At 61.6% G+C, this 19,175-nt stretch carries 22 protein-coding genes, 2 tRNA genes and 1 pseudogene; 17 read left to right on the forward strand and 8 right to left on the reverse strand.

Annotated features, from left to right (window positions below):
- Positions 1-82: 82 nt before the first annotated feature.
- The gene (locus tag CCOS864_RS28220) at positions 83-259 is read right to left on the reverse strand and encodes a hypothetical protein (RefSeq protein ID WP_166675699.1); all 177 of its coding nucleotides are present in this window, start codon (positions 257-259) and stop codon (positions 83-85) included.
- A gap of 162 nt (positions 260-421) precedes the next feature.
- Here CCOS864_RS28220 and CCOS864_RS11005 point away from each other — a divergent pair.
- Positions 422-1,160 (forward strand): annotated as a pseudogene (locus tag CCOS864_RS11005) (peptidase C39 family protein).
- A 22-nt stretch (positions 1,161-1,182) separates the two neighbouring features.
- Here CCOS864_RS11005 and CCOS864_RS11010 read toward each other — a convergent pair.
- Positions 1,183-2,466, reverse strand: coding sequence for an NAD(P)/FAD-dependent oxidoreductase (locus CCOS864_RS11010; protein WP_115086317.1), 1,284 nt, complete (start codon positions 2,464-2,466; stop codon positions 1,183-1,185).
- A 186-nt stretch (positions 2,467-2,652) separates the two neighbouring features.
- On the opposite strand from CCOS864_RS11010, the gene CCOS864_RS11015 reads away from it, so the two are divergent.
- The 5 genes from CCOS864_RS11015 (at position 2,653) to CCOS864_RS11035 (ending at position 4,812) form a co-directional block, all read left to right on the forward strand.
- Positions 2,653-2,729, forward strand: a tRNA-Val gene (locus CCOS864_RS11015).
- 159 nt (positions 2,730-2,888) lie between these two features.
- A tRNA-Val gene (locus CCOS864_RS11020) sits at positions 2,889-2,965 on the forward strand.
- A gap of 266 nt (positions 2,966-3,231) precedes the next feature.
- On the forward strand, positions 3,232-3,804 hold the full coding sequence (locus tag CCOS864_RS11025) for an SPOR domain-containing protein (RefSeq protein ID WP_115086318.1): 573 nt from the start codon (positions 3,232-3,234) through the stop codon (positions 3,802-3,804).
- Positions 3,805-3,857: 53 nt separating this feature from the next.
- Complete coding sequence (locus CCOS864_RS11030; protein WP_115086319.1) at positions 3,858-4,373, forward strand: GNAT family N-acetyltransferase; 516 nt, start codon at positions 3,858-3,860, stop codon at positions 4,371-4,373.
- Between the two features lie 13 nt (positions 4,374-4,386).
- Positions 4,387-4,812 carry a bifunctional (p)ppGpp synthetase/guanosine-3',5'-bis(diphosphate) 3'-pyrophosphohydrolase gene (locus CCOS864_RS11035; protein WP_115086320.1) on the forward strand — a complete coding sequence of 142 codons (426 nt, stop codon included), beginning with the start codon at positions 4,387-4,389 and terminating at the stop codon, positions 4,810-4,812.
- A gap of 3 nt (positions 4,813-4,815) precedes the next feature.
- Here CCOS864_RS11035 and CCOS864_RS11040 read toward each other — a convergent pair whose 3' ends face one another.
- The 3 genes from CCOS864_RS11040 to CCOS864_RS11050 all read right to left on the reverse strand — a co-directional run bounded on the left by CCOS864_RS11040 (position 4,816) and on the right by CCOS864_RS11050 (position 7,038).
- A complete protein-coding gene (locus CCOS864_RS11040; protein WP_115086321.1) occupies positions 4,816-5,508 on the reverse strand; it encodes an endonuclease in 693 nt (230 codons plus the stop codon).
- 6 nt (positions 5,509-5,514) lie between these two features.
- Positions 5,515-5,784, reverse strand: a complete 270-nt coding sequence (locus tag CCOS864_RS11045) for a DUF1654 domain-containing protein (RefSeq protein WP_038994566.1) — start codon at positions 5,782-5,784, stop codon at positions 5,515-5,517.
- 165 nt (positions 5,785-5,949) lie between these two features.
- On the reverse strand, positions 5,950-7,038 hold the full coding sequence (locus CCOS864_RS11050; RefSeq protein ID WP_115086322.1) for an asparaginase: 1,089 nt from the start codon (positions 7,036-7,038) through the stop codon (positions 5,950-5,952).
- A gap of 335 nt (positions 7,039-7,373) precedes the next feature.
- On the opposite strand from CCOS864_RS11050, the gene CCOS864_RS11060 reads away from it, so the two are divergent.
- From CCOS864_RS11060 to CCOS864_RS11090, 7 genes are all read left to right on the forward strand, one after another.
- The gene (locus CCOS864_RS11060; RefSeq protein ID WP_115086324.1) at positions 7,374-8,330 is read left to right on the forward strand and encodes a sugar ABC transporter substrate-binding protein; all 957 of its coding nucleotides are present in this window, start codon (positions 7,374-7,376) and stop codon (positions 8,328-8,330) included.
- A 51-nt stretch (positions 8,331-8,381) separates the two neighbouring features.
- A complete protein-coding gene (locus CCOS864_RS11065) occupies positions 8,382-9,932 on the forward strand; it encodes a sugar ABC transporter ATP-binding protein (RefSeq protein WP_115086325.1) in 1,551 nt (516 codons plus the stop codon).
- Positions 9,929-10,921 (forward strand): ABC transporter permease, encoded by a 993-nt coding sequence (locus CCOS864_RS11070; RefSeq protein ID WP_115086326.1) that lies wholly within the window; start codon positions 9,929-9,931, stop codon positions 10,919-10,921. Before CCOS864_RS11065 ends, CCOS864_RS11070 begins: the two co-directional genes overlap by 4 nt.
- Before the next feature lie 4 nt (positions 10,922-10,925).
- The gene (locus CCOS864_RS11075) at positions 10,926-11,948 is read left to right on the forward strand and encodes a LacI family DNA-binding transcriptional regulator (protein WP_115086327.1); all 1,023 of its coding nucleotides are present in this window, start codon (positions 10,926-10,928) and stop codon (positions 11,946-11,948) included.
- 14 nt (positions 11,949-11,962) lie between these two features.
- Positions 11,963-12,871 carry a ribokinase gene (gene rbsK / locus CCOS864_RS11080; protein WP_115086328.1) on the forward strand — a complete coding sequence of 303 codons (909 nt, stop codon included), beginning with the start codon at positions 11,963-11,965 and terminating at the stop codon, positions 12,869-12,871.
- A complete protein-coding gene (rbsD, locus tag CCOS864_RS11085; protein ID WP_115086329.1) occupies positions 12,868-13,272 on the forward strand; it encodes a D-ribose pyranase in 405 nt (134 codons plus the stop codon). The genes rbsK and rbsD overlap by 4 nt, the downstream gene beginning before the upstream one ends.
- 74 nt (positions 13,273-13,346) lie before the next feature.
- Complete coding sequence (locus CCOS864_RS11090) at positions 13,347-14,318, forward strand: nucleoside hydrolase (RefSeq protein ID WP_415842523.1); 972 nt, start codon at positions 13,347-13,349, stop codon at positions 14,316-14,318.
- Here CCOS864_RS11090 and CCOS864_RS11095 read toward each other — a convergent pair.
- Complete coding sequence (locus CCOS864_RS11095; RefSeq protein WP_115086331.1) at positions 14,254-14,502, reverse strand: hypothetical protein; 249 nt, start codon at positions 14,500-14,502, stop codon at positions 14,254-14,256. The two genes, CCOS864_RS11090 and CCOS864_RS11095, sit on opposite strands and share 65 nt — an antisense overlap.
- 191 nt (positions 14,503-14,693) lie before the next feature.
- On the opposite strand from CCOS864_RS11095, the gene CCOS864_RS11100 reads away from it, so the two are divergent.
- Both CCOS864_RS11100 and CCOS864_RS11105 read left to right on the forward strand, forming a co-directional pair.
- Positions 14,694-14,996: a hypothetical protein gene (locus CCOS864_RS11100; protein WP_115086332.1), complete on the forward strand. Its 303-nt coding sequence runs from the start codon at positions 14,694-14,696 to the stop codon at positions 14,994-14,996.
- Between the two features lie 130 nt (positions 14,997-15,126).
- A complete protein-coding gene (locus CCOS864_RS11105) occupies positions 15,127-15,447 on the forward strand; it encodes an I78 family peptidase inhibitor (RefSeq protein WP_115086333.1) in 321 nt (106 codons plus the stop codon).
- A 141-nt stretch (positions 15,448-15,588) separates the two neighbouring features.
- Here CCOS864_RS11105 and CCOS864_RS11110 read toward each other — a convergent pair whose 3' ends face one another.
- Complete coding sequence (locus CCOS864_RS11110) at positions 15,589-15,801, reverse strand: cold-shock protein (RefSeq protein ID WP_007956027.1); 213 nt, start codon at positions 15,799-15,801, stop codon at positions 15,589-15,591.
- Positions 15,802-15,961: 160 nt separating this feature from the next.
- A complete protein-coding gene (locus CCOS864_RS11115) occupies positions 15,962-16,258 on the reverse strand; it encodes a hypothetical protein (RefSeq protein ID WP_115086334.1) in 297 nt (98 codons plus the stop codon).
- A gap of 384 nt (positions 16,259-16,642) precedes the next feature.
- On the opposite strand from CCOS864_RS11115, the gene thrS reads away from it, so the two are divergent.
- Together thrS and infC are read left to right on the forward strand one after the other, a co-directional pair.
- Complete coding sequence (gene thrS / locus CCOS864_RS11120; RefSeq protein WP_115086335.1) at positions 16,643-18,565, forward strand: threonine--tRNA ligase; 1,923 nt, start codon at positions 16,643-16,645, stop codon at positions 18,563-18,565.
- Positions 18,565-19,116: a translation initiation factor IF-3 gene (infC, locus tag CCOS864_RS11125; protein WP_177414878.1), complete on the forward strand. Its 552-nt coding sequence runs from the start codon at positions 18,565-18,567 to the stop codon at positions 19,114-19,116. Before thrS ends, infC begins: the two co-directional genes overlap by 1 nt.
- Positions 19,117-19,175 lie beyond the last annotated feature (59 nt).

Genomic DNA, 19,175 nt, shown 5'->3' on the forward strand with positions numbered 1-19,175 from the left:
GGATCAGCGCGGTGCTTGTTACTGCGCGGTGTCCGCATCGCTGGCAAGCCGGCTCCCACAGTGCTTTATGCCAGCTATGAATCTAATGCGCCCCGGCATGCCGGCGACTACGCCGCGCAGGTACCGCGTCCTTGCCTTCGGGCTGAATACGATGATGCGGATGATGACGCCGGGCGATGCGCAACACCCCCCAGAGCATGGCGGCGGCGACGCTCAACCAGGCGCCGACCAGCATCAAAATTGCCATTGTCAGGCTCATGTGTGCCTCCTTAGGTCCGCGGCAAGGCAACAAGGCTCGCCAACGCGGACACGTCTTCAGTCTAGCCCGTTGCATGTTGCAGGCTATTGACCGATGGTCTAGAGGCTTGGGCCGCTTTGTTCTAAGCCTGCGGCGGGCTATACCCGAGGCGCGCGCCAGCCTATGATCAGCGCTCAGGGCCGGGCAGTGGCTGCCGGCCGTCATCGAGCGAGTGTTCATGCCTCCACTGACTTCCCTAATCGGCTTCACCCCACGCCGCCTGCTGGCGGCCTGCGCGGTAGGCCTGGCCCTGGCCGGTTGCGCCAGCCAGCCGCCATCCCAGCTTAAAAACCTGCCGCAACGGGTCGAGATCGGCTCGGTACCGTTCTACCGTGGCGAAGCCAACCAGAGCGCATCGATGGCCCTGGCGGCATTGCTGTCGCAACAGGGTGTACGCATCACCCCAGGATTGCTCGACGAGTCGTTGGGCCTGCCGGAGAACGTCGACAAACTTGAAGGCTCGATCCAGCGGGTTGGCCGCGAATACGGCATGGTGGTCTATCCGCTCGATCCGCGTCTGGAGGCCTTGCTGGCGCAAGTCGCGGCAGGTAATCCGGTATTGCTGCGCTTTCAGCAAGGTTCGGCGTTCTGGAGCGAGCCGCGCTATGCCTTGCTGGTCGGCTACGACCGCTACAAGCAGCGGGTATTGTTGCGGGCGGGGATGAACCGGCGCCTGCTGATGGAGTTCGATGACTTCGAATCAGCCTGGCAGAAGCAGGGGAGCTGGGCGGTGTTGGTCCAGCAGCCGGGCCAGTTGCCGGCCGAGGTCGACCGTCAGCGCTGGCTGAAAGCGGCCAATGACCTGGCCCAGGCGGGCCAGGAACAAGCGGCCCGGCAGGCCGTCAGCGCCCTGGGGCAGTGACGGCGCAGGCCGGGCAGGGCGATTAGAAGCCCAGACGATCGCGCAGGCTGTAGTACCAGGCGCCCAGGGCGCTGAACGGTACGCGCAGCAGTTGGCCACCTGGGAACGGGTAGTGCGGCAGCTCGGCGAAGGCATCGAAACGTTCGGCCTGGCCACGCAGGGCCTCGGCCAGCACCTTGCCCGCCAGGTGGGTGTAGGTAACGCCGTGGCCACTGCAGCCCTGGGAGTAATAGATGTTGTCGCCCAGGCGACCCACTTGCGGCAGGCGCGACAGGGTCAGCAGGAAGTTGCCGGTCCAGGCGTAATCGATCTTCACGTCCTTGAGCTGCGGGAAGGCCTTGAGCATTTTCGGGCGGATGATCGCTTCGATGTTGGCCGGGTCACGGGCGCCGTACACCACGCCACCGCCGAAGATCAGGCGCTTGTCGCCGGTCAGGCGGTAGTAGTCGAGCAGGTAGTTGCAGTCTTCGACGCAGTAGTCTTGCGGCAGCAGGCTGCGCGCCAGGTCTTCGCTCAGTGGCTCGGTGGTGATCACCTGGGTGCCGCAGGGCATCGACTTGGCCGCCAGCTCCGGCACCAGGCCGCCGAGGTAGGCGTTACCGGCAACGATGATGAACTTGGCGCGCACTTTACCTTGTGGGGTGTGCACTACCGGGTTGGCGCCGCGCTCGATGCGGATGGCCGGCGATTGCTCGTAGATCTTGCCGCCCAGCGACTCGACCGCGGCGGCTTCGCCCAGGGCCAGGTTCAGCGGGTGGATGTGGCCGCCGCTCATGTCGAGCATGCCGCCGATATATTGGTCGCAGTCGACCACTTCACGGATGCGCTTCTGGTCCATCAGCTCCAGCTGGGTGTGGCCGAAGCGTTCCCACAGGCGCTTTTGCGATTCCAGGTGGCCCATCTGCTTGGGTGTCAGGGCGGCGAATACGCCACCGTCCTTGAGGTCGCACTGGATGTTGTATTTGGCCACGCGCTCACGGATGATGCGCCCGCCCTCGAAGGCCATGTGGCCCAGCAGTTGCGCCTGCTTGGGGCCGACGGTGCGTTCGATGACGTCGATGTCGCGGCTATAGCTGTTGACGATCTGCCCGCCGTTACGGCCCGAGGCGCCGAAGCCGACCTTGGCGGCTTCCAGCACGGTGACCTTGAAGCCGCTTTCAAGCAGGAACAGGGCGCTGGACAAGCCGGTGTAGCCGGCGCCGATCACGCAGACATCGGTCTGTACCTCTTCCTGCAGCGCCGGGCGCGGCGGAACCGGATTGGCCGATGCGGCGTAGTAGGACTGAGGGTAGGGGGTATTGGCCATGCTGCGAAACCTCTGTTTTATATTTTTTACGACTGTACCGATGCTATCAATAATAATAAACACCCGCTAGTCGTGTGTTGAAAATCCTTTACCCCGGGTTTTCGCAAATACTTTTGTTATTCAGTGGCTTAGCGTTAAAAAAAGAGTTGACACTGTTCGGCGATTGCGTAGAATGCGCCCCACAGCAGGCACATAGCTCAGTTGGTTAGAGCACCACCTTGACATGGTGGGGGTCGTTGGTTCGAGTCCAATTGTGCCTACCAAATCAAATCCGCCCCTGCTGGCGGTACTGAAAAAGGCGATCCGAAAGGGTCGCCTTTTTTGTTTGCGCGGTATTTTTGCTGGCAAAGCAAAGCTGCTGATTTTTTTATGAAATTTCGCTTTACGAAGGTTAAAGACCTGCGTATTATGCGCCCCACAGCAGGCACATAGCTCAGTTGGTTAGAGCACCACCTTGACATGGTGGGGGTCGTTGGTTCGAATCCAATTGTGCCTACCAAACAAATCCACACTGCTGTGTGGTAACAGAAAGGGCGATCCGCAAGGGTCGCCCTTTTTGCATTTCAGTCCCAAGGCTGGCCAATGCCCCTGTGGGAGCTGGCTTGCCAGCGATCGAGCGCGAAGCGGTCGCAATTCAGGCGGCAACCGCGCGGGCCTCATCGCTGGCAAGCCAGCTCCCACAGTGATCGCGATAAGCCGTCGATAGTAACCATTGCCCTGCCTGCAGATGCTAAAATCCGCCGCTTGCATTCAGGAGATAGACGCGTGCGCAAAGTGGCGGTGGTAATGGCGGTGCTGGCTCTGGCCGGTTGCGAGAACGAAGTCGAAGGCGTGCACAAGCAGGTGGCCGAACACCTGCAGAACCCCAAGACAGCCAAGTTCGCCAACGTGCGATTCGACCAGCAAGGCATTATCTGCGGCCAGGTGCGTGGTAAGGATGACGCTGGCGTCTTCGTGCCGTATCGCAGCTACGTGGCGATCAAGCAGGCCGGCGGCGACTATCAGCTCATTATTGCCGACCAGGGCAGCAACCTGGCCATTCGCGAAAAATGCGGCGGCGCCGACCTGCAGCGCGCCGCCGACGCCGCCGCTGACCAGCCAGCGCCGCAGGGCTGGGATGTCGAGATCGTCCAGGGGGCGAACATGGGCGCCTTGAGCGACATGACCGCCCGCCTGATCGAAAAGCAGATCCCGTCCTCGGTGGTCTACCGCAACGGCAAGCCGGTGGTGCTGCTCGGCCCTTATCCCGACAAGGTTCAAGCGCAAGCGCAGCAAGCCGACGTCATGGCCCGCCTGGGCACCGACTCGATCGTCATCCAGCACGACGCCCCGCGCTAGCCAGCGGCTTCCCGGTCCTCGTACACTCACGGCTCTACGCAAGGAGAGCCGTCATGAGTGATTCATCCGCCGCCATTACCCTGCAGCGTTGTACCGAACAGCATGTCGAGGGCCTGACCGCGCTGTACAACGACCCGCGGGTGGCGCGTCAGGTGCTGCAGATGCCTTACCAGTCACCGGAGATATGGCGCAAGCGACTGAGCCTGGACAACGAACGGATGCTGTTTCTGGTGGCGCTGCACCAGGGCGAAGTCATCGGCAGTTGCTCGCTGGAGCAATACGCGCGTATCCGCCGTGCCCACTGTGGCGGTATCGGCATGGGTGTGGCGCCAGCCTGGCAAGGCAAAGGTGTTGGCAGTCGCCTGCTGGAGGCGGTACTGGACGTGGCCGACAACTGGATGGGCCTGCAGCGCGTCGAGCTGACCGTGTACACCGACAATCATCCGGCGCTGGCCTTGTACAAACGCTTCGGCTTTACGGTTGAAGGTCAATTGATTGACTATGCTATGCGTGACGGTGAGTTGATCGATGTCTACAGCATGGCGCGTCTGCGACGACAGCCAGGCTGAGCAGGAGGGCCATATGTCTACGCTGGAGCGGGCCATTGCGGTTGCGGCGAGGGCACATGAAGGACAGCACGACAAAGGTGGGGCGGCCTATATCCTCCACCCGTTGCGGGTGATGCTGAGGGTGACGACGCCCGAGCAGCGCATTGTCGCGGTGCTCCACGACGTGCTCGAGGATTCACCGATGACACTCTCCGACCTTGCTCGCGAAGGCTTCGCCCTGAAGATCCTTGCGGCGGTGCAGGCGCTGAGCCGGCGAGATGACGAAAGCTACGAGGCCTTCGTTGTGCGGGTAGGCGATGACCCGCTGGCGCGGGTGGTCAAGCTGGCTGACCTTGCCGACAACAGCGACCTGTCGCGCATCAGTATCCCCAGCCCTGAAGACATTGCCCGCCTGGCCCGTTACCAGCAGGCCAGCGCCTACCTGCAGGCGCTGGCCTGAGCCTCAACCGCAGGCGCTGAGGTTCACGGGTCCGACGAACTCATTGCCATGGCCCATCACGCAGGCCACTCGCTGGTTGCGCTGGCGCTCCCAGGGCTGCGGCGGGTAGGTCTTGTTCCAGGCTTCGTACAGCTGGCGGTCCTGCTTGGACAGCTTGAGGCTGTACTGCTTGCTCATATAGAAGTAGGTGCGCGCGATCATCCCGCGAATCGACGGCCGCGGCATGACCTTCTTGGCCTTGAAGTCCACCTGGGTCAGGCACGAGCCGTATTGCCCGCGCTGCTCGGGCAGCCAGCCGAAACTGAAGTTGCTGCGATCGCCATTGACCTCGCCAATGCTCGGCACCAGGTTGTGCAGGTCGGCCTCGGCGCGCTGGTAGACCTTGTCATTGCGCGAGCAGTTCTTGCGCCCACCGCTTTGCCAGCATTGACGCTGATGGCCGATATGCCAGGCCGGGACGATATGCTCCCACTCGATGCGCGAGGCGCGGTTGGCATTCTTGCGCGGCACATAACCGCAGGCATTCAAATCGACCTTGTTGCCGTTGTACTTGCAGCCGCAGTAGAACTCGGTGGACTGCGGCGCGTACAGGCGCCAGGCGACCTTCTTGGCTTCGTTGAAGGTGCGCGGTGCATCGGCGTGGGCGGTGGTGACACTGAACAACAGACAAGCTACTGCAAAAACCGGAAATCTCATGCGCTTTCAATCTTCCTTCGGCACAACCCAGAAAATCTGCACGCCACCGTCATCGCGGTAGGCGAGGGTGACGTTGTCGTTCTCGGCGATTTCGTCGAGCAGGGTGGCCCAGTCTTCAGGCGATTCGTGCTCCAGGCGGAAGATCAGTGCGGCCCGGGCTTTTTGCGCAGTGGGGGAATTGATGATTTTCTGGATGCGGGTGCCCAGTTGCTCGTAACTGCTGGCAGGGGCGGAAGTGGTGGCCACGAAGCGTTCCTTTTTTAGCTGTATGCGCATACAGTATTTTACTGTAAGCAATTTCGCAACAGCTCGTCGGTGAAAGAGCGCATGTGACCGCAAACCGCGCGGTTTGCTGCGGTCTGTTTAAAGTATTTTTTGCGAGGGTAGGGGAAGCAGGCTTGCCCGTCCTACAGGGCGGGCAAGCACTTGGGGGTTACTCGATCAGTATTCCCAGAAGATCCGCTGCAGCTCTTTGCTGTCCTGGGTCTTGGTCATGGCGACCATGGCCAGGATGCGGGCTTTTTGCGGGTTCAGGTCATGGGCGACGACGAAGTCGTTCTTGTCGTCAGGCTGCTCGGCGTTACGCAGCACGAAGCCGCCGGCATTGACGTGGGACGAACGAATGATCTGCACGCCTTGCTTGCGCAGTTCCTGCAGGGCAGGCACTACACGCGAGGAAACCGAGCCATTGCCGGTGCCGGCGTGGATGATCGCCTTGGCGCCATTTTGCGCCAGTGCCTTGTAGGCGGTGTCGGTGACGTTGCCGTAACCATAGGCGATATCAACGGCAGGCAGGTTGCTGATCTTCTTGATGTCGAATTCCGAGTCGACGGTGTGACGCTTGGCCGGCAGGCGGAACCAGTAGGACTTGCCTTCCACGACCATGCCCAGCGGGCCCCATGGGCTCTTGAAGGCTTCGGTCTTGATGTTCACGGTCTTGCTGACGTCGCGACCCGACAGGATCTCGTCGTTCATGGTGACCAGCACGCCCTTGCCGCGCGAATCCTTGTTGCTGGCAACGGCCACGGCGTTGTACAGGTTGAGCATGCCGTCAGCCGACATCGCGGTGCCCGGGCGCATGGAGCCGACCACGACGATTGGCTTGTCGGTTTTTTCGACCAGGTTGAGGAAGTAGGCGGTCTCTTCCAGGGTGTCGGTACCGTGGGTGATGACGATGCCGTCGACGTCCTTGCTGTCGGCAAGTTCGGCAACGCGCTTGCCCAGTTGCAGCAGGTTTTCGTTGCTGATGCTTTCGGAGGCGATCTGCAGGACTTGCTCGCCGCGCACATTGGCCAGGGTGGCCAGTTCCGGGACGCCGGCGATCAGCTTGTCGACACCGACTTTGGCAGCCTGGTAGGTCGCGCTGTTGGCGGTGCTGGCGCCAGCGCCGGCGATGGTGCCACCGGTGGCGAGGATCACCACGTTGGCCAGTTTCTGTTGGTTCTCGACTTCCTTGGCGTTGACGCCTGCGGGCAGTAACAGCAGCAGGGCCAAAGCGCCCGGAACGAAGGAATTAAGCGCAGCTTTCATCGTTGATCTCTCTTCTGTCTGGAGTTCGCTGTGTAACGCGCTTACAGGAGCAGATTCCGTACCAGAACAGCCGTTCGTCGGTTTTCATCTTCAATCTATTGATTTTCATGGGCTTTGCGGGCTTTGCGAAACACCGGCAAAGCATTTTTCTATTCGGAATTCCGAATATTGTGTACAAGAGGTGTTCGGTTTTCCGGTTGTTTTGAGGATAATTCCTACGCGCACTTTCCAAATGGTCTCCGGCGGTGGATTTGACAAAATTTGGTTACATTCCCATAGTGGCTCAACGCAAACGTTTGCGACCCGATAAAAATCATAAGATCCGGAGTAAACCCATGAAGCTGCCCTTTGCTGGACGCCTGCTGGCGGTCGCCGTACTTTCCTCGCTGTCCCTCGCTACCCCTTTTTCCCAAGCCCTGGCCGATGAAGCCAAGCCCAAAGTCGCGCTGGTGATGAAGTCGCTCGCCAACGAATTCTTCCGGACCATGGAAGATGGCGCCAAGGCCTATCAGAAAGATCACGCCAATGACTTCGACCTGGTGTCCAACGGCATCAAGGACGAGACCGATGCCGGCAACCAGATCCGCATCGTCGAGCAGATGATCGTCTCCGGGGTCAATGCCCTGGTCATCGCCCCGGCCGACTCCAAGGCCCTGGTGCCCGTGGTGAAAAAGGCCATGGACGCGGGTATCACCGTGATCAACATCGACAACCGCCTCGACCCCGAGGTGCTCAAGAGCAAGAACCTCAGCGTGCCGTTCGTGGGCCCCGACAACCGCAAGGGCGCACGCCTGGTAGGTGAGTACCTGGCCACGCAGAAGCTCAAGGCCGGTGACCAGGTCGCCATCATTGAAGGCGTCTCGACCACCACCAACGCCCAGCAGCGCACCGCAGGCTTCAAGGATGCGATGGAAGCGGCGCAGATCAAGGTCGTCTCGGTGCAGTCGGGCGACTGGGAAATTGCCAAGGGCAACGCCGTGGCGGCCTCCCTGCTCAACGCCAATCCTGACCTCAAGGCGCTGCTGGCCGGCAACGACAGCATGGCCCTGGGCGCTGTTTCAGCCGTGCGCGCAGCGGGGAAGGCCGGGCAGGTGCAAGTGGTTGGCTACGACAACATCAATGCGATCAAACCGATGCTCAAAGACGGCCGCGTGCTCGCCACCGCCGACCAGTACGCCGCCAAGCAGGCGGTGTTCGGCATCGAGGCGGCGCTGAAGATGCTCAAGGGCGAGAAAACCGATGTCGACGCCGACAACGTCATCCAGACGCCGGTCGAGCTGGTCACCCAATAAGTAGTCGCACTATGGGTGCCCGTCGTGCGGCGGGCGCCAGGAGAACAGGCAATGTCAGCGACTGCGGATGTCGTACTTTCAGTCAGCGCGATCGGCAAGACCTACGCCCAGCCGGTGCTCGGCGATATCGACCTGAGCCTGCGCCGGGGTGAAGTGCTGGCCCTGACCGGCGAAAACGGGGCGGGCAAGAGCACCCTGTCGAAGATCATCGGCGGCCTCGAAGTGCCCACCACCGGGCACATGCTCTATCAAGGCCAGCCTTATCTGCCGGGCAGCCGCGCTGCCGCCGAGCGGCTGGGCGTGCGCATGGTCATGCAGGAGCTCAACCTGCTGCCGACCCTGACCGTGGCCGAGAACCTGTTTCTCGACAATTTGCCCGGGCGCGCCGGCTGGATCAATCGCAAGCGCCTGCGCCAACTGGCGGTGGCGGCCATGGCCCAGGTTGGCCTGGACGCCATCGACCCGGATACCCCGGTCGGCGAGCTGGGCATCGGTCATCAGCAGATGGTCGAGATCGCCCGCAACCTGATCGGCGATTGTCATGTACTGATTTTTGATGAGCCCACGGCGATGCTCACCGCCCGCGAGGTGGAGCTGCTGTTCACCCAGATCGAGCGCCTGCAGCAGCGCGGCGTGGCCATCGTCTACATCTCCCATCGCCTCGAAGAGCTCAAGCGCATCGCCCAGCGCATTGCCGTGCTGCGTGATGGCAAGCTGGTGTGTGTCGAGCCGATGCAGCGTTACAACAGCGAGCAACTGGTCAACCTGATGGTCGGCCGCGAGCTGGGCGAGCATATCGATTTGGGCGTGCGCAACATCGGCGCGCCGATCCTCAAGGTCAACGGCCTCAGTCGCAGCGATAAGGTCAAGGATGTCTCGTTCGAGGTGCGCAGCGGCGAGATTTTCGGTATCTCCGGCCTGATCGGCGCCGGGCGCACCGAGTTGCTGCGGCTGATCTACGGCGCCGATAGCGCCGACAGTGGCAGCCTCGAGCTGGGCAAGCCCTTGCGCCCGGTGCGGGTCGATTCGCCCGTGGCCGCGGTGCGCCAGGGCATTGCCCTGATCACCGAAGACCGCAAGGGCGAAGGCCTGCTGCTGAGCCAGTCGATCAGCGCCAATATCGCCCTGGGCAACCTGCCGGCGATTTCCCGCGTTGGGGTGGTCAACAGTGGCGCCGAGCGCGAACTGGCCGAACGCCAGATCGCCGCCATGCGTATCCGCAGTTCCAGCCCCGAGCAGGTGGTCGGCGAACTGTCGGGCGGCAACCAGCAAAAGGTGGTGATCGGCCGCTGGCTGGAGCGCGACTGTTCAGTGCTGCTGTTCGACGAACCGACCCGCGGCATCGACGTGGGCGCCAAGTTCGATATCTATGGCCTGTTGGCCGAACTGGCGCGCCAGGGCAAGGCGCTGGTGGTGGTGTCCAGCGACCTGCGCGAGCTGATGCTGATTTGCGACCGCATCGGCGTGCTCAGCGCCGGGCGCCTGATCGACACCTTCGAGCGCGACAGCTGGACCCAGGACCAACTACTGGCCGCAGCCTTTGCCGGCTATCAGAAACGTGATGCGTTGCTGCATGAAGCGGCACCCAGGACAACCCCATGAAAACCACGCAACTGGACACCGCCGCCCCCAGCGCCAAGCGCAGCGGCACCTACTTCGGCCTCGGTACCTACCTGGGCCTGGCCGGCGCCTTGCTGGCGATGATCGTGCTGTTCTCGTTGTTGAGCAGCCACTTTCTGTCGTACGCCACCTTCAGCACCCTGGCCAACCAGATCCCCGACCTGATGGTGCTGGCGGTGGGCATGACTTTCGTGTTGATCATCGGCGGCATCGACCTGTCGGTGGGCTCGGTGCTGGCCCTGGCCGGTTCCGCGGTCAGCGTGGCGATGCTCGGCTGGGGCTGGAGCGTGATGCCGGCGGCCCTGCTCGGCATGGGCGTGGCGGCGCTGGCCGGGAGCATCACCGGCTCGATCACCGTGGCCTGGCGCATCCCGTCGTTCATTGTTTCCCTCGGCGTGCTGGAAATGGCCCGGGGCATGGCCTATCAGTTGACCGATTCGCGCACCGCCTACATCGGCGACGCCTTTGCCTGGCTGTCCAACCCGCTGGCCTTCGGTATCTCGCCGTCGTTCCTGATCGCCTTGCTGGTGATCATCCTCGCCCAACTGGTCCTCACGCGCACGGTGTTTGGCCGCTACCTGATCGGCATTGGCACCAACGAAGAGGCGGTGCGCCTGGCCGGTATCGACCCGCGCCCGTACAAGATCCTGGTGTTCTCGCTGATGGGCCTGCTCGCAGGTCTTGCCGCGCTGTTCCAGATTTCCCGCCTGGAAGCCGCTGACCCCAATGCCGGCTCCGGCCTCGAACTGCAGGTGATCGCCGCCGTGGTGATCGGCGGCACCAGCCTGATGGGCGGGCGCGGCTCGGTGATCAGTACCTTCTTCGGCGTGCTGATCATTTCGGTGCTGGCCGCAGGCCTGGCGCAGATTGGCGCCTCGGAACCGACCAAACGCATCATCACCGGGGCGGTGATCGTCATCGCCGTGGTCCTCGACACTTACCGCAGCCGGCGCGCGCGCAGGCGGAACTGAAACAATGGCAACCATCAAAGATGTTGCGGCACTGGCGGGGATTTCCTACACCACCGTGTCCCATGTACTGAACAAGACCCGCCCGGTCAGCGAACCGGTGCGCCTTAAAGTCGAAGCGGCGATCGCCGAGCTCGACTACGTGCCCAGCGCCGTAGCGCGTTCGCTCAAGGCCCGCAGCACCGCAACCATCGGCCTGCTGGTGCCCAACAGCGTCAACCCGTACTTCGCCGAGCTGGCACGCGGTATCGAGGACGGCTGCGAGCGCAACGGCTACTGCGTGATCCTCTGCAACTCCGACGACAACCCGCAGAAGCAGCGCAGCTACCTGCGCGTGCTGCTGGAAAAACGCATCGACGGCCTGATCGTCGCTTCGGTCGGCGAAGACAGCGACCTGCTCGACAGCCTGGCCAGCGTGCGTACGCCGATGGTCATCGTCGACCGCGCGCTGGAAGGCGTGGCTGCCGACCTGGTGCGAATCGATCACGAGCAGGGTGCATACCTGGCGACCCGGCACCTGCTGGAACTGGGCCATCGCGACATCGCCTGCATTGGCGGCCCGGCCAGCACCAGCGTTGCCCAGTTGCGCCTGGCCGGTTTCCATCGGGCGCTCGCCGAAGCCGGCGTTACCCCGCGCCAGGACTGGCTGCTGAGCAGCGAATTCACCAGTATCGGTGGCTATACCGCGGCGGCGGCGCTGCTTGAAGGCGAGCGGCCGACGGCGATCTTTGCCGGCAACGACATGATCGGTATCGGCGTATTGCGTGCCGCCGCCGAGCGCAATATCTGCGTGCCCAGCGAGCTGTCGGTGATCGGTTTCGACGACATCCAGATCAGCCAGTACGTGTTCCCGGCGTTGACCACCGTCGGCCAGTCGATCCGCGAGCTGGGCGAGAGCGCCGCCGAACTGCTGCTGCGGCGCATCGCCGAACCCCTGCGCGGTGCCCCGGAGCAGCGCATCGTCGCGCCGAGCATCGTCCTGCGCGAATCCACGGCGCCGCGCCCCGACCTTTTCAATGATTACCGCTGAGAACGAGCCCGCACATGCAAGCCAATGTAGTAGTGGTAGGTAGCCTGAACATGGACCTGGTGGCGCGCGCCCAGCGCCTGCCGCGCGGTGGCGAAACCCTGGTGGGTGAAACCTTCGTCACGGTGCCGGGTGGCAAGGGCGCCAACCAGGCGGTGGCGGCGGCGCGCCTGGGGGCGCAGGTGGCGATGGTTGGCTGCGTCGGTGACGATGCCTATGGCCAGCAACTGCGCCAGGCCCTGGCCGCTGAGCAGATCGACTGCCAGGCGGTGAGCATTGCCGCCGGGGTGTCCAGCGGTGTGGCGCTGATTGTGGTCGATGCTGCCAGCCAGAACGCCATCGTCATCATTGCCGGTGGCAATGGCCAGTTGCTGCCCGAGTCGGTGCAGCGCTTCGATGCCTTGCTGCAACAAGCTGACGTGATCATCTGTCAGCTGGAGGTGCCCATGGCGACCGTTGCCTACACCCTTGAGCGCGGCAGGGCGCTGGGCAAGACGGTAATCCTCAATCCGGCGCCGGCCAGCGGCCCGCTGCCGGCAGAATGGTTTGCCAATATCGACTACCTGATCCCCAACGAAAGCGAAGCCGAAGCCCTCAGCGGGCTGCCGGTCAACGACCTGGAAAGCGCCAAGGCGGCCGCCACCCGGTTGCTGGCCATGGGCGTTGGCAAGGTGATTGTCACCCTGGGGGCTCAGGGGGCATTGTTTGCCGATGCTCAGGCATTCAGGCATTTCCCGGCGCCGGTGGTGAAGCCGGTGGATACCACGGCGGCGGGCGACACCTTTGTCGGCGGTTTCGCCGCGGCCCTGGCGCGCGGCGAAGAGGAGGGTGCGGCCATCGCCTTCGGCCAACGTGCCGCGGCCCTGTCGGTCACTCGTGCGGGTGCACAGCCGTCGATTCCGCACCTCGCCGAGCTGCAGCCATGAAGAAGACGCCGTTGCTCAATATCGCCCTGTCGCGCCTGATCGCCTCCCTTGGCCATGGCGACATCCTGCTGATCGGCGACGCCGGTTTGCCGGTGCCGCCGGGTGTGGAGCTGATCGACCTGGCGCTGACGCCGGGCATTCCGGATTTCGCCAGCACCCTGCGCATAGTGCTGAGTGAAATGCAGGTCGAAAGCCACGTGCTGGCGGACGAAATCCTCCAGCATCAGCCGCCTGGTCTGACAGCGGTCGAGCAGTTGACTGCCCAGGGCGAGCTGGGCGTCCGACGCCTGCTCAGCCATGACGAGTTCAAGCACTTGAGCCGCAGTGCCCGCGCCATCGTGCGGACCGGTGAATGTCAGCCCTACAGCAATATCGCGTTGGTTGCCGGGGTGACCTTCTAGCGTTTTTCCATCTGATCATAAGGACGTGTCTCATGTTGAACTGTGCCAAACGTTTGCTCCAAGGAGTACTGCTGATGTCCATGCTGTCGGCTGGCGCCCAGGCTGCGCCCATTGACCTGATTATCGATACCGACCCCGGCGCCGATGACGTAGTGGCGCTGTTCCTGGCCATGGCTTCGCCTGATGAGCTGAAGATCCGTGCCATCACCACCGTGGCCGGCAACGTGCGCCTGGAAAAGACCTCGCGCAATGCCCGCCTGGCCCGGGAGTGGGCAGGGCGCGAAGAGATTCCGGTGTACGCCGGCGCGCCCAGGCCGTTGCTGCGCACGCCGATCTACGCCGCCGACATCCATGGCGAAGAAGGTTTACCCGGAGTGGCGGTCAGCGAGCCGCAGAAGGGGCTGGCCAACGGCAATGCGGTGCGCTACCTGATCGACACCTTGAGCAGTGCCAAGCCGCACAGCATCACCGTGGCCATGCTCGGCCCGCAGACCAACCTGGCTTTGGCGCTGATCGAGGCGCCGGAGATCGTTAACGGCATCAAGGAAGTGATCGTCATGGGCGGCGCCCACTTCAATGGCGGCAATATCACGCCGGTGGCCGAGTTCAACCTGTTTGCCGATCCCCACGCTGCCGAAGTGGTGCTCAAAAGCGGGGTCAAGCTGACTTACCTGCCGCTGGATGTCACCCACAAGGTGCTGACCAGCGAGGCGCGGCTGAAACAGATTGCTGACCTGAACAATGCGGCGAGCAAGCGCGTGGTGGATATTCTCAACGCCTACGTCAAGGCGGACATGAAGCACTACGGCATCCCCGGCGGCCCGGTGCATGACACCACGGTGATTGCCTACCTGCTCAAGCCTGAGCTGTTCACCGGCCGGCAGGTATTCATGCAGGTCGACAGCCGCGACGGGCCGACCTTTGGCCAGACCATCACCGACTGGTATGGCACCCTGAAACAGCCGGGCAATGTCACCTGGATTACAGAGGGTGATGCCCAGGGCTTTTTTGATCTGTTGAGTGCTCGTCTGGCGCGTCTGCCATGACCGGCGGCTGGGTGTAACGTTCAAAGACCTGGTCGACGTAGCTGCGCGCGTCGTCCGGGCCCAGGTCCTTGACCAGCAGATCGAGGGCGATCAGCAGCAATTCTTCGGCGCTGGCCGGGCTGTAGGCGCTCTGACCCTCAGGCCATTTGACCTTGATGTCGGCATCGATGGTGTGGCTTGTCATGAAGATTCTCGAATGAAAACTGCGCACGCTGTCGGTTCAAATGCCGGGCCCTGGCGTTTGAAGGGGAGGCTGGCCTGCACTCCGCCGATGCTTGCAGTAAATCATGCGGGCCGCTTGCCGCGCACTGCGACTTAGGCATAAGCACAGGGGCGTGGCAAACTAACGGTGTTTTAGCTTGCCGGGACAGCGCAGTGCAGATCGATTTGACCAACCCCCAAGACTTCACCCTCGATAACGTGCGGGCCCTGCTGGTGGCCGGAAATGGCGCGGTACACAACCAGCTGCGGGTCAATCGCGACGGCATTGCCTGGTTGTCCCAGGTCACCGGTGGCCGAGACCTGGACGGCCTGTCCTTTCGTCTGGAAACCTGGGCCGCGGGCTCAGGTTGCGTCGGCCCGCAGATGGCCGCCGACGAGCGCTGGATACAGCAGGTGTACAACGCCCTGAAGAATAACTGGCCTAAACCAGCCAGCGATTACATCGACCTGTATTGAGCGTGTGCAAAATCCGGTCACGATTGCACTTGGTCTTGAGCGCTCTGGCTCGGGCACAATGGTCCGGTTTTGCAACGAAAAACCAGGAGTGCTGTCATATGGGCAGCATTCAAGTATTTAAGGAGGATTCATGTTCCGCACGCGTGCATCATTGGCAAGCCTGTTGGCTGTCGCTGTATTGGCAGGTTGCAGCAGCACTGGTGGCTCATCGTCGAAGGCCCCGGAAGACGTTGCCGCCAATACCGATGGCCGTTGCCAGGCCAGTGGCGCCGAGTTCGCCATCGGCAAGCCGGCCACCCCCGAGTTGCTCGAGCAGGCGCGCAAAGCCAGTGGCTCGCAACTGGCCCGTGTGCTCAAGCCTCACGACGTCATGACCCTGGAATACCGCTCCGAGCGCCTGAACCTCAACGCCGACGAAAAAGGCGTGATCACCCGCGTGAACTGCGGCTAAGCCCGGGGCCTCATCGCTGGCAAGCCAGCTCCCGCAAGCCCCTGTGGGAGCTGGCTTGCCAGCGATGGGCTGCAAAGCAGCCCCAAAATACAGGCACAAAAAAACCCGCCACAAGGACGGGTTTTTTTATTCGGTCAGATCTTACTCTGGACGAACTTGTGCAGCCTGCATGCCCTTCTGGCCTTTTTCGGCAACGAAGGAGACAGTCTGGCCTTCCTTCAGGCTTTTGAAACCGTCGGTTTCGATAGCCTTGAAGTGAACGAACAGGTCGTCGCCGCCACCTTGTGGAGTGATGAAGCCGAAGCCTTTCTCATCGTTGAACCATTTTACGGTGCCGGTTTGGCGATTAGACATGGGTGTATCTCCAGGAAACATGATTTTCAGTAGTGCGGTGTTGCCGAGGCCAACAGGGTGCACGCCGACCATCATAGTCTAATTATGGGCTTGTAGCCCCTTTTACCTTCGCAGATTGCTGATCTGGAGCAAATTAGCGATGGATAACTGGCGAAAGGCCCTATTTTTTCGGGCCGCAGACCGCTGCAATATTTTTTTGCGCGCGTTCCATTACCGCTGCATCTACGCCATCCTGCAGGGTATCCAGGTCCTTGATCTCCTTCTCGCTGAGATTTTTTTCGAGCACGTCTCCGGCGCATTTGCAGTGCTGTTCGGCTTTATCCTGTGCCAGGCCTTGCTTCTGCGCCTGCGTTACGCAGGTCGTCTGGTAGTTGGCGGGTAGCTTGCCAGCATGGGCTCCCAACGGCAGCAGCAGGGCAGATGCAGCCGCCAGGGCCAGAAGAGACTGAAGTCGCATAACCAAACACTCCTTGGGGTCGAGTCTCACAAGAGTAGGACGCTTCACAAACTCTGAGCGGAAAAAATCCGCGCAAGTTCACCGCCAAGGCTCAATTTCCGAATATTTCTGCCCAGCCGGTCAATCTGCCCGCAATCGCCCGAAAGCTTTGTGCTAGCATGCGTGGCTTGAGCTCGCCGCCGGCTTTTTCTTGCAGCTTGCGGCTTGCAGCTCCCAACTGTTTTTTTACTATTCCAGTCACTCTGGTTCGTTCCCTGACAGGCCTTCGGGCTTCTGCCACTGTGAGGCAGGCTTTGCTTGTGCAAAGGCAGGGGCGGATCGCGTACTGGCTCATCCCAACCCACGTGACCTTTGGTAGGGGTCACCACTAGGAGAGGAGGCGCCATGCCCATTATTACTCTTCCCGATGGCAGTCAACGTTCATTCGACAAGGCAGTTTCCGTTGCCGAAGTCGCCGCATCCATTGGTGCGGGCCTCGCCAAAGCCACCGTCGCCGGCAAGGTCGACGGCAAGCTGGTCGACGCCTGCGACCTGATCGAGAACGATGCCAGCCTGCAAATCATCACGCCCAAGGACGAAGAGGGGCTGGAGATCATCCGTCACTCGTGCGCCCACCTGGTCGGCCACGCGGTCAAGCAGCTGTACCCGACTGCGCGCATGGTCATCGGTCCGGTCATCGACGAAGGCTTCTATTACGACATCGCCTACGAGCGTCCTTTCACGCCCGAAGACATGGCGGCGATCGAACAGCGCATGCAGCAGCTGATCGAAACCGAGTACGACGTCATCAAAAAGGTCACTCCGCGCGCCGAAGTGATCGAAGTGTTCAAGGCCCGCGGCGAAGACTACAAGCTGCGCCTGGTCGAGGACATGCCGGATGAACAGGCCATGGGCCTGTACTACCACGAAGAATACGTCGACATGTGCCGCGGCCCGCACGTGCCGAACACCCGTTTCCTGAAATCCTTCAAGCTGACCAAGCTGTCCGGCGCCTACTGGCGCGGCGACGCTAAAAACGAGCAGTTGCAGCGCGTCTACGGCACCGCCTGGGCCGACAAGAAGCAGCTGGCTGCTTATATTCAGCGCATCGAAGAAGCCGAAAAACGCGACCACCGTAAAATCGGCAAGCGCCTGGGCCTGTTCCACCTCCAGGAAGAAGCGCCGGGCATGGTGTTCTGGCACCCGAACGGCTGGACCCTGTACCAGGTTCTGGAACAGTACATGCGCAAGGTTCAGCGCGAGAACGGCTACCTGGAGATCAAGACTCCGCAGGTTGTTGACCGTTCGCTGTGGGAAAAGTCTGGCCACTGGGCCAACTACGCCGACAACATGTTCACCACCCAGTCGGAAAACCGCGACTACGCCATCAAGCCGATGAACTGCCCGTGCCACGTGCAGGTGTTCAACCAGGGCCTGAAGAGCTACCGCGAGCTGCCGCTGCGTCTGGCCGAGTTCGGTGCCTGCCACCGTAACGAGCCGTCGGGTGCGCTGCACGGCATCATGCGTGTGCGTGGCTTCACCCAGGACGACGCGCACATCTTCTGCACCGAAGAGCAGATGCAGTCCGAGTCCGCCGCCTTCATCAAGCTGACCATGGATGTCTACGCCGACTTCGGCTTCAAAGACATCGAAATGAAGCTCTCGACCCGCCCTGAAAAGCGCGTCGGTTCCGATGAGCTGTGGGATCGCGCCGAAGCTGCACTGGCCGCCGCCCTCGACAGCGCCGGCCTGCCGTACGACCTGCAGCCGGGCGAAGGTGCCTTCTACGGGCCGAAGATCGAGTTCTCGCTGAAAGATTGCCTGGGCCGCGTCTGGCAGTGTGGTACCCTGCAGCTCGATTTCAACCTGCCGATCCGTCTGGGCGCCGAATTCGTTTCCGAAGACAACGGCCGCAAGCATCCCGTGATGCTGCACCGTGCAATCCTCGGTTCGTTCGAGCGTTTCGTCGGAATTCTCATCGAGCACTACGAAGGTGCATTCCCGGCCTGGCTCGCGCCAACCCAGGCGGTGATCATGAATATCACCGACAAGCAGGCCGAATTCGCCCAGAATGTTGAAAAAACTCTCAACGAAAGCGGGTTCCGTGCCAAGTCCGACTTGAGAAATGAGAAAATCGGCTTTAAAATCCGCGAGCATACTTTGCTCAAGGTCCCTTACCTTTTGGTTATAGGGGATCGCGAAGTCGAAACGCAAACCGTCGCTGTGCGTACTCGTGAAGGCGCTGACCTGGGCTCGATGCCCGTCGCTCAATTCGCTGAATTCCTCGCTCAAGCGGTTTCCCGGCGTGGTCGCCAAGAATCGGAGTAATTACTATTAAGCGTGAAATGAGAAACGATAAACGAGCTGCACCGAAGGCCCCGATCAACGAGAATATCTCGGCACGCGAGGTTCGGTTAATTGGCGCTGACGGCGAGCAGATTGGCATCGTCTCGATTGATGAAGCGCTTCGTATCGCTGAAGAAGCGAAGCTGGACCTGGTAGAGATCTCTGCCGACGCAGTACCGCCTGTCTGTAAGGTCATGGACTACGGCAAGCACCTCTTCGAAAAGAAGAAGCAAGCCAACGAGGCCAAGAAGAATCAGAAGCAGGTCCAGATTAAAGAAATCAAGTTTCGTCCAGGGACGGAGGAGGGGGATTACCAGGTAAAACTACGCAACCTGGTACGTTTCCTGAGTGATGGGGACAGGGCCAAGATTTCCTTGAGATTTCGCGGTCGTGAGATGGCCCACCAGGAGCTGGGTATGGAACTGCTGAAGCGGGTTGAAGGTGACCTCGTGGAATACGGTTCTGTCGAACAGCATCCTAAGATGGAAGGACGCCAGCTGATCATGGTCATCGCACCCAAGAAAAAGAAATAACCACCAGGGCACGGCAGGCCTTGCGGTTATGTTTATCAACTGAATGCGGAGTATCCGAA

Source organism: Pseudomonas wadenswilerensis (assembly GCF_900497695.1).
GTDB classification, from domain to species: Bacteria; Pseudomonadota; Gammaproteobacteria; order Pseudomonadales; family Pseudomonadaceae; genus Aquipseudomonas; species Aquipseudomonas wadenswilerensis.